The following is a 15,646-nucleotide window of genomic DNA, read 5'->3' on the forward strand; positions in this document are numbered from 1 at the left end:
TCACCCCGACTACCCTGGCACCGTGCAGAACCTCAGCAGGCGTCTTGTCGGTGCCGCCGTCGTCCTCAGCACCGCGGCGCTCGGGGCGTGCACCGCGGGGAGCTCGTCCGGCGAAGCCTCGGGAGGGCGCACCGACGTCGTCGTCGGGCTGACCGGGGAACCCACCAACCTGGACTTCACCACCACGTCCGGCTCGGCCATCCCGCAGCTCCTGATGAACAACGTCTACGAGGGTCTCGTGACGATCGACCAGGAGGGCGAGGTGCAGCCGCAGCTCGCCGAGTCGTGGGAGATCAACGGCGACCGCACGGTCTACACCTTCACGCTGCACGACGGCGTGACGTTCTCCGACGGCTCGCCCTTCACGGCGGACGACGTCGTCGCGTCGATCGGTCGGGTCCAGGACGACTGGACGCTGAGCCTGAAGTCCAAGATGGACGTCGTCGAGAGCGCGGAGGCCGTCAGCGACACCGAGGTCGCCGTGACCCTGGCGCACCCGAGCAACGGCTGGCTGTTCGACATGGGCACGTCCGTGGGCGCCATGTTCCCCGACGACCTGTCCGCCGACCTGGCGACCGAGGCGGTCGGCACCGGCCCCTACACGGTCGAGGAGGTCGCCACGGGCGAGCACGTCACGCTCGCCGCCCGCGACGACTACTGGGGCGAGGCGCCCGCGATCCCCGACGTCACCGTCCGGTACTTCGCCGACGCCAACGCCCAGGCCAACGCGGTCCGCGCCGGCGACGTCGACATGGCGTACAACATGCAGGCCCCGGACCTGATCTCCGGCCTGGAGCAGGACGAGGACCTCCAGGTGGTCGACGGCACCTCGACGGGCGAGGTGCTGCTCTCCCTGAACAACGCCCGGCCGCCGTTCGACGACCTCAACGTGCGCCGCGCGGTCATGTACGCGATCGACCGCCAGGCCGTCCTCGACACGGCGTGGGCCGGGCACGGGCAGCTCATCGGCTCGATGGTGCCGCCCACCGACCCCTACTACCAGGACCTGACGAGCGCCTACCCGTACGACCCCGACCGGGCGCGGGAGCTGCTGGCCGAGGCCGGCGCCGAGGACCTGAGCATCACGTTCGACGTCCCGACCCGCCCCTACGCGGAGGCCGTCGCCCAGGTGGTCGTCTCCCAGCTCAAGGACGTCGGCATCGACGCGAGGATCGTCCCGGCGGAGTTCCCCGCCGTCTGGCTCGACAAGGTGTTCACCGAGCACGACTACGAGATGTCCGTGATCCTGCACACCGAGGCGCGCGACATGCTCACGATCTTCGGCGACCCCGACTACTACGTCGGCTACGACAACCCGCGCCTCGCGCAGGTCGCCGAGCAGGCCGACGAGGGCAGCCCCGACCAGTACGTCGCGGGCATGCAGGAGGTGGCCCGGATGATCGTCGACGACGCCGCGAGCGACCCCCTGTTCCTCTTCCCCAACACGGTCGTGGCGGACGCCGTCCTCGCGGGCATCGCCGCGAACGCCACCACGGAGTCCATGGACCTGACCGGCCTGCGCTGGTCGGACAGCTGATCCGGCCCGACGCCGGACACCCCCGTGGCCAGACACCTCGCCTCGCACGCCGCACAGCTCGTCGTCACGCTCCTCGTGGCGACGGCGGCGATCTTCGTGCTGCTGCGGGTGCTGCCCGGCGACCCCGCCGTCGTCGCGCTCGGGATCGAGGCGTCCCCGGAGGCGCTCGCGGCCTGGCGCGCCGAGCACGGCACGGACGGGCCGCTGGTGGTCCAGTACCTGCAGTGGGTGGGCGGGCTGCTGACCGGTGACCTCGGCACCAGCTACGTGACGTCGCAGGACCTGACGCCGCTGGTCGCGGACCGGGTGCAGGTCACGGGCATCCTGGTGCTGCTCGGCATGCTGATCGCCCTGGTGGTGGCGGTGCCGGTGGGCACGCTGGCCGCCGTCTGGCACCGGAACGCGGGCGGCGTGACCCTGTCGGCCGTGAGCCAGGTCGGGGTGGCCGTGCCCAACTTCCTGGTGGGCGTGCTGCTCGTCTCCGTCTTCGCGGTGCGGCTGAGCTGGCTGCCCTCGGGCGGGTGGACGGCGCCCGCCGACGGGTTCGGCGAGTTCTGGCGGCACGTGCTGCTGCCCGCGGTCGCGCTGGGCTCCGTGCAGGCCGCGATCATCACCCGGTACGTGCGCAGCGCCGTGCTGGAGATCATGCGCGAGGACTTCCTGCGTACCGCCCGCGCCAAGGGGCTCACCTTCACCGGCGCGCTCGTGCGGCACGGGCTGCGGAACGCGGGCGTGCCCATCGTGACCGTCGTGGGCGTGCAGATCGCGTCCATGCTGATCGGAGCCGTCGTGATCGAGCGGGTCTTCGCCGTGCCGGGCCTCGGCAGCCTGCTGCTGGACTCGGTGGGCAACCGCGACCTGCTGGCCGTCCAGTCGATCGTGGCGGTGCTCGTCGTGCTCGTGGTGCTCCTGAACTTCCTGGTCGACCTGGCCTACACCCTGCTGGACCCCCGCCTGCGGAGGGCGGCATGAGGGGCGCGGCCCGCCGGCCCCCGTCGGCCGAGCCTGTCATCCCGGGGGTCGAGCCTGTCGAGACCCGCCGCCGTCCCGGCGTGCACCCCCAGCTCGTCATCGGCGCCGTGCTGGTGGGGCTCGTGCTGGTCACGGCCCTCGTCTCGCTCGTCTGGACCCCGTACGACCCCGAGCACGCGGGCGCCGAGCGCCTGCTGCCGCCGGGGGCCGAGCACTGGTTCGGCACCGACCGGTTCGGCCGCGACGTGTTCTCGCAGGTCATGGCCGGTGCGCAGATCACGCTGCTGGTCGGGGTGGTCGCCGTCGGGATCGCCGCGCTGGTGGGCGTGCCGCTCGGTGTGCTCGCGGGGATGCTCCAGGGCTCGGGCCGCGGCAAGCCGGCCACGGTGCTCATGCGCGGCACCGACATCCTGCTCGCGTTCCCCGGGCTCCTGCTCGCGATCGTGCTGGGCGCCGTCTACGGCGCGGGCACGGTCACCGCGATGGTCGCGCTCGGCATCGGCTCCATCCCCGCCTTCGCGCGCGTCGCACGCAGCGGGACCCTGCAGGTCGTGCGGTCCGACTACGTGCTCGCCGCCCGGGCCGCGAACCGTGGCGAGGTCGCCATCGCGGCGCGGCACGTGCTGCCCAACATCGCCGGCACGGTGCTGGTGCAGTGCTCCGTGAACTTCGCGATCGCGGTGCTCGCGGAGGCCGGGCTGTCCTTCCTCGGCCTCGGCACGCCCCCGCCGACGCCGTCGTGGGGCCGCATGCTGCAGGAGTCCCAGCAGTTCCTCGGGCTGGCTGACCACCTCGCGATCGTGCCCGGGGTGGCGATCGCCGTCGCCGTGCTCGGCTTCAACCTCCTGGGCGACGGGCTCCGCGACGTGCTCGACCCGCGGCTGGAGAACGCCGCGACACCGGCGGTCGGGCCGGTCGGGACCGCCGCCACCTCGCTGGTCGAGCCTGTCGAGACCCCTTCGCCGGTCGAGCCTGTCGAGACCCCCGCCCTCGACCTCCGCCACCTCACCGTCCGGACCCGGAGCGGGCGCCCGCTGCTCACCGACGTCTCCCTGCGGGTCGCCGCGGGCGAGCGCGTCGGGCTGATCGGCGAGTCCGGCTCCGGCAAGACGATGACGGCGCTCGCCGCGCTCGGCCTGCTGCCCGACGGCGTCTCCGCGACCGGGCACGTCGGCCTCGCCGGCGTGGACGGCAACCTCCTGGACCGGGGCGAGCGGGCCCTGGCGCGGCTGCGCGGCCGGGAGATCTCGATGGTCTTCCAGGAGCCGATGACGGCGCTCAACCCGCTGATGCGCGTGGGCCGCCAGGTCGCGGAGACGATGACGGTGCACGGCGTCGCGGCCGGGGCGGCGTCGCGCCGGGCTGCCGCCCTGCTCGCCGAGGTCGGCCTGCCCGACGGCGCCGCACGGCGGTACCCGCACGAGCTGTCCGGCGGACAGCGGCAGCGCGTGGTGCTCGCGATGGCGCTCGCGAACGACCCGGCCGTGCTCGTGGCGGACGAGCCGACGACGGCCCTCGACGTCACCGTCCAGCGCCAGGTGCTCGACCTCATGACACGCCTGGTCAGCGACCGGGGCGCCGGGCTGCTGTTCATCACGCACGACCTGGCCGTCGTGTCCCAGGTGTGCGAGCGCGTGGTGGTGCTGCTCGACGGCGTCGTCGTCGAGGAGGGGCCGGTCGCCGAGGTGTTCGCCAACCCCCGGCACGAGTACACGCGGCGGCTGCTGGCGGCGTCGACCCTCGAACCCCGGGCGACGACGCCGGTCGAGCGCCCCACGCTGGTCGAGCCCGCCACGCTGGTCGAGCCCTCCACGTTGGTCGAGCCTGTCGAGACCCCCGCCCTCGAACCCGCCCTGATCCGCGTCGAGGACGTGACCCGCACCTACACGAACCGGGGCCAGGCGGTGCCGGCGCTGCGGGGCGTCTCCCTGGCGGTCCCGGAGGGGCAGCGGTTCGGCATCGTGGGCGAGTCCGGGTCGGGCAAGTCGACGCTGCTGCGCATCATCGCGGGGTTGGACCGCGCGACGTCGGGCCGCGTCACCAGCGCGGGCGTCGACCTCAGCCCCGCGCCGTCGGGCGGAGCGCGCTCGGAGAGCGGGCCGACCGCGCCGCGCGACCTCGGCGACCTGCGCGCCGCCCTGCAGTTCGTGTTCCAGGACCCGTACGGCTCGCTGGACCCCCGGATGACCGTCGGCGACATCGTCGCGGAGCCGCTCCTGAACCCGGCGAACGTCCGGGACGGCGGCCCGCGCACCGCCGCCGCCCGGCGCGACGCCGTCCGCGAGATGCTGGACGCCGTCGGCCTGCCGCTCGACGCGACCGAGCGGTACCCGCACCAGTTCTCCGGCGGGCAGCGGCAGCGCATCGCGATCGCGCGCGCTTTGGTGTGCCGCCCGCGCATCCTCGTGGCGGACGAGCCGGTCAGCGCGCTCGACGTGTCCGTCCGGAGGCAGGTGCTGGACCTGCTCGCGCGCCTCGCGGACGAGCACGCGCTGACGCTGCTGCTCGTGTCGCACGACCTCGGCGTCGTGCGGCACGTCGCCGACCACGTCGCCGTCATGCACGACGGCCTGATCGTCGAGCAGGGCCCCACCGCCCAGGTCTACGACGACCCGGCGCACGAGTACACGCGCCGTCTGCGTGCGGCGACCCCGCTGCTGCGCTGACCTGCGTCGACACCCGCAACGACCCGGACATTCCACCCCAACGATCCGGGCGTACGCGGCGTCAGCCCTCGTGAAGGCGGTATTCGGCCGCCGACGTCCTCACGAAGGAGACGGGTAGATGCGCGCCAGAACGGGTGCAGCGGCAGCCGCGATCGCGGTGGCGGTCGCGCTGGGTAGTGGGGTACCGGCGTGGTCGTCCGGGACGACGGGTCCCGGTGGGGAGCAAGCCGGCGCGGCGGGCGGGACGGCGGCCGCGGCCGCGTCGCCCGCGACGGTCACGCTGATCACGGGCGACCAGGTCGACGTCGGGCGGTACCCCGACGGCCGCAGGTCGGTCACGGTGCGTCCCGCGGCGGGCCGCGAGGGGATCGCCTTCCAGAAGATCGTCGAGGGCGACCGCGTGCGGGTGATCCCCGGCGACGTCGCACGCCTCGTGCCGGACCGGCTGGACCCGGCGCTCTTCGATGTCACGGGGCTCGTCGCCGCCGGGTACGACGACGCGCACCGGGACACGGTCCCCGTCATCGTGCAGGACGCGGCGGTGGCTGAGGCCGCCGTGGCGGACGCGGCCGCCCGCACGGTCGGGTCCGCGGCCTCGGCGCGCCGGACGCAGCCCGACGAGCTCGACTGGGCGGCGCTCGGCCTCGAACCCGAGCGGAACCTGCCGTCGGTCGGCGCCGTCTCGGCCGACCTGGACCGGGCCGCGGCCGACGACCTGCTCGCGACGCTGGACCCGGCGCCGTCAGCCCGCTCGGCAGGGCCGGGCGCCCGGGCTGTACCGGACGTGAAGGTCTGGCTGGACGGCCACGTCGAGGCGCTCGACACGGGCTCGATGCCGCAGATCGGCGCGCCGGCCGCCTGGGACGCCGGGTACACCGGCGACGGGGTGACCGTCGGCGTGCTGGACTCCGGCATCGACACCACCCACCCCGACCTCGACGACGTGCTGGTCGGGGCGCGCGACTTCACCGGCGCCGGCGACACCGTGGACCGGTACGGCCACGGCACGCACGTGGCCTCGATCGCCCTGGGCTCGGGCGAGGCGTCGGACGGCGACAACCGCGGCGTGGCCTACGGCGCGGACCTGCTGGTCGGCAAGGTGCTCGACGACTTCGGCGGCGGTGAGTCGTCGTCGATCATCGACGGCATGGAGTGGATCGCGGAGGCCGGCGCCGACGTGGTGAACATGAGCCTCGGCGAGGCCGAGCGGTACACCGACGGCACGGACCCGTTCTCGACCGCCGTCGACACGCTGAGCGCCCGCTACGGGACGCTCTTCGTCGTGGCCGTGGGCAACGAGGGCCTGTACGGCGCCGTCGTCCCGCCGGGGGCGGCGAACTCGGCGCTGACGGTGGGCGCCGTCGACGACGACGACCAGGTCGCGTACTTCTCCAGCCGCGGACCGCGGGTGCGGGACTACGCCATCAAGCCGGACATCACGGCGCCGGGCGTCGAGATCGTCGCGGCACGCGCCGACGGCACCAACGAGTGGGAGAGCGACGGCCCCTACACGGCCTGGAGCGGCACCTCCATGGCCGCGCCGCACGTGGCCGGCGCGGCGGCCGTGCTCAAGCAGGCCCGTCCCGAGCTGACGGGCCCGCAGCTCAAGTCCGTCCTCATGGGCTCGGCCGTGCACACCAGCGGCGGCGCGTTCGACGAGGGTGCCGGACGCCTCCTCGTCCCCGCCGCGCTCGACCTGCCCGTCATGCCGACGCCCGCCTCGCTGTCGTTCGGCGCCTTCGAGTACCCGCAGGAGGGCACCGCGACGCGGACCCTCACCTACGAGAACCCCGGCGATGCGGCGGTCACACTGGACCTGGCGGTCGAGGCGTCGGACCAGGACGGCGAGCCGCTGCCCGCCGACGCCGTCACGCTCGACGCCACCTCCCTGACGGTGCCCGCCGGTGGGACGGCGGCTGTCGAGGTCGGCATCGACAGCACGGTCGGCGCCGTCGAGCGCCGTTACTCGGGTGCGGTCACGGCCACGGACGCCGAGGGCAGCGAGGTCCGCACGCCGCTCGGTTACTACAAGGAGCCCGACCTCGCCGACCTGGACGTCCGGACCCTCGGGCGCGACGGCGAGCCGCACACCGGGTCGTCGAGCGTGCGTGTCGTGAACGTGGACGACCCGACGCTGTTCGACAAGCACGGGGAGATCGGCCCCGAGGGGCTGGACCTGCGGGTCCCGCCGGGCCGGTACTCGATCACAGGCTTCCTGTGGACCGCCGACGAGGAGTACGTCGTCTCCGAGGTCTCCGCGGTGCTCCGGCCCGAGGTGACCGTCGCCGACGACACCACGATCGTGCTCGACGCCCGCGAGGCGCGCGAGCTCACCGCGTCCACCCACCGGCCGTCCGCCGTCCGGTGGATCGCGCTGGACGACACCCGGACGACGGCGGCGGGCGACGACCCGTACGGGTTCGGCACCGTCGTCGGGGCGGGCGCGAAGGCGTACGCGACGCCAACGGACGAGCCCGTCACGGTCGGCACCTACGACCTGCAGACCCACTTCGTCCTGGAGCAGCCGGTGGCGGCCGGCCGGGCGCCGTCGTACACCTACGACCTGCTGTACACGCAGGACGTCGTGGACACGTTCCGGTTCCGGGCGACGGCCCGGAACACGGCCGCCGTCACGACCACGTACGCGGCCCTCGGCGCCGACCACTACGCCGAGAGCGCCCGGGTCGGCACCGCGCCGGACCACCTGTGGGGCTCGGCCGTCGGGACCCCGGTCGCGGTACCCGGCAAGCGCACCGAGTACCTGAGCGCGAACGGCGTCGACTGGGGCCACCAGGTCTACTCGGGCTCGGCCGACGACCCGCAGCAGGGGTACTTCGACTCCGAGGCGCGCACCTACGCGCCCCGGGAGAAGGCCCGGACCACGGTGGGCGGCGCCGTCCTGAGCACGCGGGCGGGAGCCGGCGCGTTCACGGTCTCGGACGACACGCTCGGTGTCCGCCTCGTGCCGTGGAGCGACGCGGAGGGGCACCCGTTCGGGGGCTTCAACGGCCAGGGCACGCGCCTGCGGGCCTGGCAGGACGGCGAGGCCGTGGCTGACCAGACGTGGCCGTCGGCCGAGGTGGCGCTTCCCGCGGGCGGCGCCGCCCACCGCGTGGTCCTCGACGCGCGCCAGGAGGAGGCGTCCTGGTGGGAGCGGTCCACGCGGACGCGCACCGAGTGGAGGTTCCGCGCGGCGCCGGGTTCCGCCGCTCCGGCCGTGCTCGACGTCGGCTACGCCGTCAAGGGCCTCGACGCGCGGAACGAGGCACCCCGCGGCACGCGGGTCACGCTCACGGTCGGGCCTGCGGCGGGTGGCCCGGACGGCCGGCCCGCGAAGAGCCGGGTCACGTCCGCGCGCCTGTGGTGGTCCGCCGACGACGGCGCCACCTGGCACGCCGCGTCCCTCGCCGCGTCCCTCGCCGACCGGCGGCCGGGGACGTTCACCGGGACGGTCCGGGTGCCGCGCGGCACGGAGCACGTGTCGCTCCGGGTCGAGGCCCGCGACGCGTCGGGCGGCACGGTGAAGCAGACGGTGACCCGCGCATACGCCGTCCGCTGACCCACCGCCCCACTCCCGCTCCACCGAAGCGCACGTGTCAGACGTACAGGTCCCTGGGGGGACCTGTACGTCTGACACGTGCGTCTCTCGGTGAGACTGTTACCCCGGCGCGCGAGCGGACATCTCAAGACGTGACGACCTTACGAAGCCTGCCCGACGGTGATCCCCCGTCGGACGAGGACCGGATCACCGAGCTCTGGCGCGCGTACGCGTGGCGCGTCCAGGCCTATGCCCTGCGCCACGTCGAGCCGCACGACGCCCAGGAGGTGGTGTCCGAGACCTTTCTCGTCGCGTGGCGGCGGATGGCGAGCATGCCGGGCGACCCGCTGCCCTGGCTGCTGGTCGTGGCGCGCAACGTGGTGCGCAACCAGCGCCGCGCGGCCCGACGGCGCAGCGCGGCCGAGGGGGAGCTCGTCCGCCTGGCGCGCGTCGCCCGGGCGGCGGAGGACACCGTGGTGACCGTGAGCCGCCGCGACTCGATGTTCGCGGCGCTCCTCCGGCTCGCGCCGAAGGAGCGCGAGGCCCTGCTGCTCACCGGGTGGGACGGGCTCGCGCCCGCCGACGCCGCGCGGGTGGCCGGGTGCTCCGTCGCCGCGTTCAAGATGCGGCTGTCGCGGGCCCGCCGCCGGCTCGAGGCCGAGAGCGCTGAGCTGCCGACGTCGTCCGCGACCCGCGAGCGCCGCCCGAACCCTGGTGCCGGCCCCGCCGGCGCCGTGACCGACCCGGCCGCGAGGAGGGCACGATGAACCGCACGAGGTACGACGACCTGCACGAGCTCGCGCCGGCCCAGGCCGTGGATGACACCGGTCTGGAGGTCGCACGCGCGGCCTTCGAGCGAGGGCGCCAGGAGGAGCAGGCCCACGGTCTGCTCACGGTGGGTGGCCGGGGTGGTTCGCTCACGCCGGGCCCACGCCGCGGCGGGAGCGCGGGCCGGGTGCTCGTCCTCCTGACCGCTTGCCTGCTGCTGCTCGGTGTCGGGGCCGTCGGGGCGGTCCTGATCGATGACGCGGCGCAGCCGGCGGACGTCGGTCCGCGGGTGGAGGCGCCGGACACGGTGGAGCAGCCGGACACGGCGGTGTCGCCGGACCCCCCGACGGGCCCGACCCCTACGCCCTTGTCCACGGCCGACGACGGAACGGTGGCGCAGTGTGACGACCTCAACTCCAGTCTCGATGGCGCCCCGGAGCTCCCGCCGTCGGAGTGGCCCGGTCTCATGGACCACGGCTGGACGCTGCCGGACGTGCCCGTGACGGCCTCGCCGAGGCTGCACGGCTCGCCGATGGAGTGCGCGGGGGAGGTCGCCGCAGCGGCCTTCGCCGACCTGGCGGACAGCCGCGCCGTCGTCATGTACACGGGGAGAAAGCCGATGTACCGGGCCCTTCCCATACCCGTCGCGTCACTGCACGAGGCCGAGGTGGGGACCGGCGGATCAGGGGACCACTACGTGGAGTGGGCCGACGAGGACGGCCAGCTCTGGTACGCCGAGGCCGGTGGCATCTCGGCCGGGGAGTTCCGGGCGATCCTGGAGTCCCTCACCTACGGTCCCGACGGTTCCGTGACGGGTCCCGTCCCGGACGGCTTCGAGCAGGTCGAGGTGCCGGAGGAGGTGGAACCCGGCACCACGCTCTACCTCTGGCAGATGTGGCACGACGAGGTCAGCTCTTACCTCTGGGTGAGGTGGCCCGTCACGACGCCGATCGAGGCCGGCCTCGCCGACGGGCGTGGTTTCGAGGCGGTCGAGTTCGACGGCGGCGTCGCCCTGTACGACGAGAGCCTGCTCGGGGGACCGTCCAACCCGCCGAGCCTCAAGTGGGACAGGAACGGTGCCCGCTTCTGGCTCCTGGACGCCGACGCGGACCTCGAGACGCTCAAGCAGCGCGCCCGGTCGGTCCGGCCCCTCGACCTCGACGACCCGCGGCTGGTGCCGTTCATGCGCGACTGATCTGCCGGTCCACCGACGCGCACCTGTCAGACGCTGGGGCACGTGTCAGACCCACAGGTCCCCCGGGTGACCTGTGGGTCTGACAGGTGCGCGAGCGTCTGACACGTGCGCGCGGGCGCGTCGGCACCCGCGCCGTGTAATCTCCTGCGCGAGATGAGCGAGCACGTGATAAGCGACGACAGCGACCTTCCCGCGCCCGCCGAGAGCCTCCCGGGAGCCCGGGTCGCGCGTACCCGGAAGCCGCCGATCCGGCTGATCTACGTGCCCGGGCTGGGCGACCGGATGCCGCCGCTGGTGCACCTCCAGCGCGAGGCGCTGCGCAGCTGGCGCGCCCTCGGCGTGCGCACCACGATGTTCCGGGTCCGCTGGTCGTCCGACGCGTCGTTCCAGGAGCGGCTGGACCGCCTCGACGCCCTGGTCGAGCAGTTCGAGGAGCGGGGCGAGCGGGTGGCGCTCATGGGCGCGTCCGCCGGCGCGGGCGCCGTCCTCGCGGAGTACGCCCGACGCCGTTCGATCGTCGCCGTCATCATCATCGCCGGGAAGTTCCTCGAACCCGACGACATCATCAAGCCCGTCCTGGAGCGCAACGCCCCCTTCGCGGAGTCGCTGTCGACCGTGCCGAAGCTCCTGGAGGAGCTGGGCCCTGAGGACCGGGCACGCATCCTGAGCCTCCGCTCGGCCCGGGACGGCGTCGTCGACGACGACGACACCCTGCTCGAAGGAGCCGTCAACGAGACGATGCGCGTGGTGGGCCACGTGATCGCCATCGGGTACGCGCTGATGTTCCGGGCCCGGCGGGTCGTGCGGTTCCTGCGCGAGGTCGCGACGGACTGACACACCCCGCCGTCGTGGTGCTACCGTTTCTCACATCGTGAGCACTTTCCTCTGTACCTGCTGTCGCCGCTGAGCGGTCGCCCACCGGGCGACCGCCTGGCGCGATCCCTCGCGCCGCCGACAGCAGCTCCTGCTCACATCGCATCCACGTGCACGCGCCGGTTCCCCCATCCCGTTTTCCGGGTGGTGCGGACATTCCCGGGGTGAGGTATCGGCGGATGCCGGGGCGGTCGCCGTCGGCGCACCCACCCGGCACCCCCGAAAGGAACCTCCCATGTCCGGCATCCCCGTCCTGGACCTCTCGCTGCTCGACGGCGGCCCCGACGACCAGGCCCGTTTCCGCGACGAGCTGCGGCGCGCCACCCACGAGGTCGGCTTCTTCTCCCTGGTCGGCCACGGCGTCCCGCGCGACCTGATCGACAGCGCGTACGCCACCGCCCGCGAGTTCTTCGCGCTCCCCGAGGAGCAGAAGCGCGCGATCGAGAACGTGCACAGCCCCCACTTCCGCGGCTGGACGCGGATGGGCGGCGAGCGCACGCTCGGCCGCGTCGACCAGCGCGAGCAGATCGACATCGGCGCCGAACGGCCGGCGGTGCCCGCCGGTCCCGGCGTCCCCGACTTCTGGGTCCTGGAGGGCCCGAACCTGTGGCCGGAGTCCCTGCCCGCCCTGCGCGAGGTCGCCGAGGAGTGGCTCAGCCGGCTCGACGGCGTCGCGACGCGCCTGCTCCGGGCGTGGGCCGAGTCGCTCGGTGCGCCGTCGGACACGTTCGACGCCGTGTTCGAGCGGCCCTCGCCGCACCTGAAGATCGCGCGCTACCCGGGGGTCGAGTCCGCCGCGCCAGCCCAGGGCGTCGGCGCGCACAAGGACCTCGGCGTGCTCACGCTCCTCTCTGTCGAGGACGGCAAGGCGGGCCTCCAGGTCGAGAAGGACGGCGAGTGGCTCGACGTCGTGCCGCCCGACGGCGCGTTCGTCGTCAACATCGGCGAGCTGCTGGAGATCGCGACGGACGGCTACCTCAAGGCGACCCTGCACCGCGTGGTCTCCCCGGCGGCCGGGACCGAGCGGATCTCGATCCCGTACTTCCACGGGCCCGCGCTCGATGCGACCATCCCGGACATCGAGCTGCCGCCGGAGATCCGCGCCGCCGCGGCGGGCGTCACGCTCGACCCGGCCAACCCGCTGCACGCGGTGTTCGGCGACAACTGGCTCAAGAGCCGGGTCCGCGCCCACCCGAACGTGGTCCAGGCGCAGCACCCGAACCTGCTGCAGTCGGCGTGAGCGTCCCGGCGTGTCCGCGTGTCAGACCCACAGGTCCCTCGGGTGACCTGTGGGTCTGACACGTGGCCGGCGCTCGGATCAGCGCGACTGACGGACCCTTCAGAAACAGTGCGCGCCCGGGCTCTTGTCCCCGGGACGACGGCGTCCGCACACTCTGGCCATGACGATCACCCCGGACACCTCCGCCGCCGTCGCCCACTTCGCCGGGCGCCTCGCCTTCGAGACCGACGTCAGCGACGTGCACGCGGCGCTCGCCGCGGGCAGCCCGTTCACACTGGTCGACGTCCGCTCCCCGGCCTGCTGGGACCAGGGGCACATCCCCGGCGCCGTGCACCTGCCGGGCGGCAAGGTGCGCCTGCGCGCGGTGCAGACCGTCGACCGCGACCTGCCCGTCGTCGTCTACTGCTGGGGCCCGGCCTGCAACGGGGCGACGAAGGCGGCGCTGGAGTTCGCCAAGCTGGGGTACCAGGTCAAGGAGATGATCGGCGGGTTCGAGTACTGGGTCCGGGAGGGCTTCGCCTACGAGACGGCGACGGGCCCGGTCCAGCCGAAGACGGACCCGCTGACGGCGCCGGTCTGACCCTGTCTGACCCTGTCCGACCGCGTTGATCTACCCAGCGATTGTGCCCGTTTCCACCCCCAGATCCGGGCACAATGACTGGTTCCGCGCTAACCAGCGATTACGCCGGGCGGCAGCTCCACGGCCGGGCACAATGACTGGTCCCTCGCGAACCAGCGATTGTGCCCGTTTCCACCCCCAGATCCCGGCACAATGACTGGTCCCCCGCCTAACCAGTCATTACGCCCGACGGCGGGGTCGTTACGCCGGGCGGTAGCGGTTCTCCGGGCGGCCCGTCGCGCCGTACCGCGGCGCGACCTGCGCGTACCCCTCGGCGACCAGGTGCTCCAGGTAGCGGCGGGCGCTGACCCGCGACATCCCGACCACCTCGGCGACCTCGGCCGCGGAGGCATCCCGGGCCGCCCCGGGCCCGCCCACCCCAGACCCGGACGAAGCCACCGCCCCGCACAACCGCGCCAGCGCCTCCCGGACCAGGTCGCGGCTGCGGCCGGAGAGTCCCTTGGGCAGCCGGTCGGCGGCGCGCGGGCCGGCCAGGAGCTGGTCCACCTCGTCCTGGTCGAGGGTGTCCTGGGCCCGGCGCACGTCCTCGCGGCGCTGCCACACCTCGTCGAGCCGGGCGCGCAGCGCGGCGGACGTGAAGGGCTTGACCAGGTAGGCGACCACCCCGCCGGCCATGGCCTGCCGCACGCTGTCGAGCTCGCGCACCGCCGTCGTGGCGACGACGTCGACGGGCGGGCCGGGCAGCATCCGCAGCCGCTGCAGCACGTCGAGCCCGCCGATGTCGGGCAGGTGCAGGTCCAGCAGCACGAGGTCGGGGCGCAGCGCGGAGGCCAGGCGCAGGGCGTCCGATCCGGTGCGCGCCTCGCCGACGACGACGAACCGCGGGTGGCTCTCCACGAAGCCCCGGTGCACGGTCGCGACCACGGGGTCGTCCTCGACGACGAGGGTCCGCGCCTGTCCGGTCACGCGTCCGCCCCCACGGGCACCGGCACGGGCAGGGGCAGCTCGACGCGCACGCACGCCCCGCCCAGGTCGCCCGTCCCGAGCTCCACCTCGCCGTCCCGTCGGTCCACGACCCGTCGGACGAGGGCGAGGCCGATGCCGCGGCTGTGCTCCCGGTCGCCGGGCACCTTGGTGGAGAACCCGGCCTTGAACACCTGGTGGTGCAGCGACGCCGGGATGCCGGGGCCGTCGTCGTCGACCTGGAGGTGCAGCCGGTCCCCGTCGGCCCGGAGCAGCACGCGGACCCGGCCGTCGGGCCCCGCGGCGTCGACCGCGTTGTCGATCAGGTTGCCCAGCACGACGAGGGCGTCGGTGTGCAGGGCGGAGGCGTCCGGCGTCGTCGGCGCGTCCAGCGTGGTCTCCTCGGCGACGTCGAGCGTCGCGCCCCGCTCGCGCGCGGTGATGGTCTTGACCAGGAGCAGCGCGGCGATCTCGGGGGAGCGCACGCCCGGCGCGACGGCGGACGTGCTGAGTAGCCCGCCGTAGCCCGAACGCTCGATGAACGCGACCGCCTCCTCGGTGCGGCCCAGCTCCAGGAGGCCGGAGATGACGTGCACGGTGTTGGCGAACTCGTGCGACTGGGAGCGCAGGGCGTCCGTGAGCCCGCGGGTCTCCAGCAGGGTCGCGATGTCGTCGGGTTCGAGCAGGTAGATCCGACGGCGGACCAGCCGGGTCACCCACGCCGCGCAGACCACCCCGACCACCGTCGCGGCGGCGAGCGTCCCCAGCAGCCAGCCCCGTTCGTCGGTCAGATCGGCGCGCAGCTCGGACTCCAGGATGCCGACGCTGGCGGTGCCGATGACGGGGGCGGGGGAGGAGTCGTCGGCGGCGGAGCCGAAGACGGGCACCTTGACCCGCCACGACGTGCCGAGCGTGCCGGTCTGCGTGCCGGTCCAGACCTGCCCGGACAGCGGCACCGACGGGTCGGTGGAGACCCGCCGTCCGATCTGCTCCGGGTCGGGGTGGGAGTAGCGGACGCCGTTCTCGTCGGTGACCACCACGTACGTGACCTCGGAGGCCTCGCGGATCACCTCGGCGATCGGCTGGATCGTCGCGGACGGGTCCTCGTCGTCGAACGCGTCGAGGATGACGGGCAGGCGCGCGACGGACTGCGCCACCCCGGACATCCGGTCGACGTAGGCCTCACGAAGCTGCCGCTCCTGAAGGGCGGAGGCCACCAGCCCGGTCGTGCACACGAGCACGAGCACGATGACGACCTGCAGCACCAGCAGCTGCGCCCGGAGCGTCATCGCTCTTCTCACGGACGCAAGTGTG

11 protein-coding genes are annotated in these 15,646 nt (G+C 73.8%); 9 read left to right on the forward strand and 2 right to left on the reverse strand.

The genetic code is table 11. The features are described 5' to 3' along the window. Positions 1–22 precede the first annotated feature (22 nt). From FHX71_RS24875 to FHX71_RS24915, 9 genes are all read left to right on the forward strand, one after another. Positions 23–1,537, forward strand: coding sequence for an ABC transporter substrate-binding protein (locus FHX71_RS24875; protein ID WP_182620209.1), 1,515 nt, complete (start codon positions 23–25; stop codon positions 1,535–1,537). A 24-nt stretch (positions 1,538–1,561) separates the two neighbouring features. Further along, positions 1,562–2,509 carry an ABC transporter permease gene (locus FHX71_RS24880; RefSeq protein ID WP_182620210.1) on the forward strand — a complete coding sequence of 316 codons (948 nt, stop codon included), beginning with the start codon at positions 1,562–1,564 and terminating at the stop codon, positions 2,507–2,509. Beyond that, positions 2,506–5,175: a dipeptide ABC transporter ATP-binding protein gene (locus tag FHX71_RS30225; RefSeq protein WP_312877206.1), complete on the forward strand. Its 2,670-nt coding sequence runs from the start codon at positions 2,506–2,508 to the stop codon at positions 5,173–5,175. The genes FHX71_RS24880 and FHX71_RS30225 overlap by 4 nt, the downstream gene beginning before the upstream one ends. A gap of 118 nt (positions 5,176–5,293) precedes the next feature. Next, on the forward strand, positions 5,294–8,734 hold the full coding sequence (locus FHX71_RS24890) for a S8 family peptidase (RefSeq protein ID WP_182620211.1): 3,441 nt from the start codon (positions 5,294–5,296) through the stop codon (positions 8,732–8,734). 131 nt (positions 8,735–8,865) lie between these two features. Continuing rightward, on the forward strand, positions 8,866–9,480 hold the full coding sequence (locus FHX71_RS24895; protein ID WP_182620212.1) for an RNA polymerase sigma factor: 615 nt from the start codon (positions 8,866–8,868) through the stop codon (positions 9,478–9,480). Next, complete coding sequence (locus tag FHX71_RS24900) at positions 9,477–10,676, forward strand: hypothetical protein (protein WP_182620213.1); 1,200 nt, start codon at positions 9,477–9,479, stop codon at positions 10,674–10,676. The genes FHX71_RS24895 and FHX71_RS24900 overlap by 4 nt, the downstream gene beginning before the upstream one ends. Positions 10,677–10,829: 153 nt before the next feature. Further along, complete coding sequence (locus FHX71_RS24905) at positions 10,830–11,510, forward strand: alpha/beta fold hydrolase (protein ID WP_182620214.1); 681 nt, start codon at positions 10,830–10,832, stop codon at positions 11,508–11,510. 274 nt (positions 11,511–11,784) lie between these two features. Next, positions 11,785–12,789: an isopenicillin N synthase family dioxygenase gene (locus FHX71_RS24910; protein ID WP_182620215.1), complete on the forward strand. Its 1,005-nt coding sequence runs from the start codon at positions 11,785–11,787 to the stop codon at positions 12,787–12,789. A 160-nt stretch (positions 12,790–12,949) separates the two neighbouring features. Continuing rightward, entirely contained in the window at positions 12,950–13,369 is a 420-nt protein-coding gene (locus FHX71_RS24915) for a rhodanese-like domain-containing protein (RefSeq protein ID WP_182620216.1), read from the forward strand. A gap of 240 nt (positions 13,370–13,609) precedes the next feature. Here the strand turns inward: FHX71_RS24915 and FHX71_RS24920 are convergent, their stop codons facing one another. Both FHX71_RS24920 and FHX71_RS24925 read right to left on the reverse strand, forming a co-directional pair. Continuing rightward, the gene (locus FHX71_RS24920; protein ID WP_182620217.1) at positions 13,610–14,335 is read right to left on the reverse strand and encodes a response regulator; all 726 of its coding nucleotides are present in this window, start codon (positions 14,333–14,335) and stop codon (positions 13,610–13,612) included. Then, positions 14,332–15,633: a sensor histidine kinase gene (locus FHX71_RS24925; protein ID WP_312877207.1), complete on the reverse strand. Its 1,302-nt coding sequence runs from the start codon at positions 15,631–15,633 to the stop codon at positions 14,332–14,334. Before FHX71_RS24925 ends, FHX71_RS24920 begins: the two co-directional genes overlap by 4 nt. Positions 15,634–15,646: the final 13 nt, after the last annotated feature.

The sequence above is a fragment of the Promicromonospora sukumoe genome (assembly GCF_014137995.1).
In the GTDB taxonomy this organism is placed as follows: domain Bacteria; phylum Actinomycetota; class Actinomycetes; order Actinomycetales; family Cellulomonadaceae; genus Promicromonospora; species Promicromonospora sukumoe.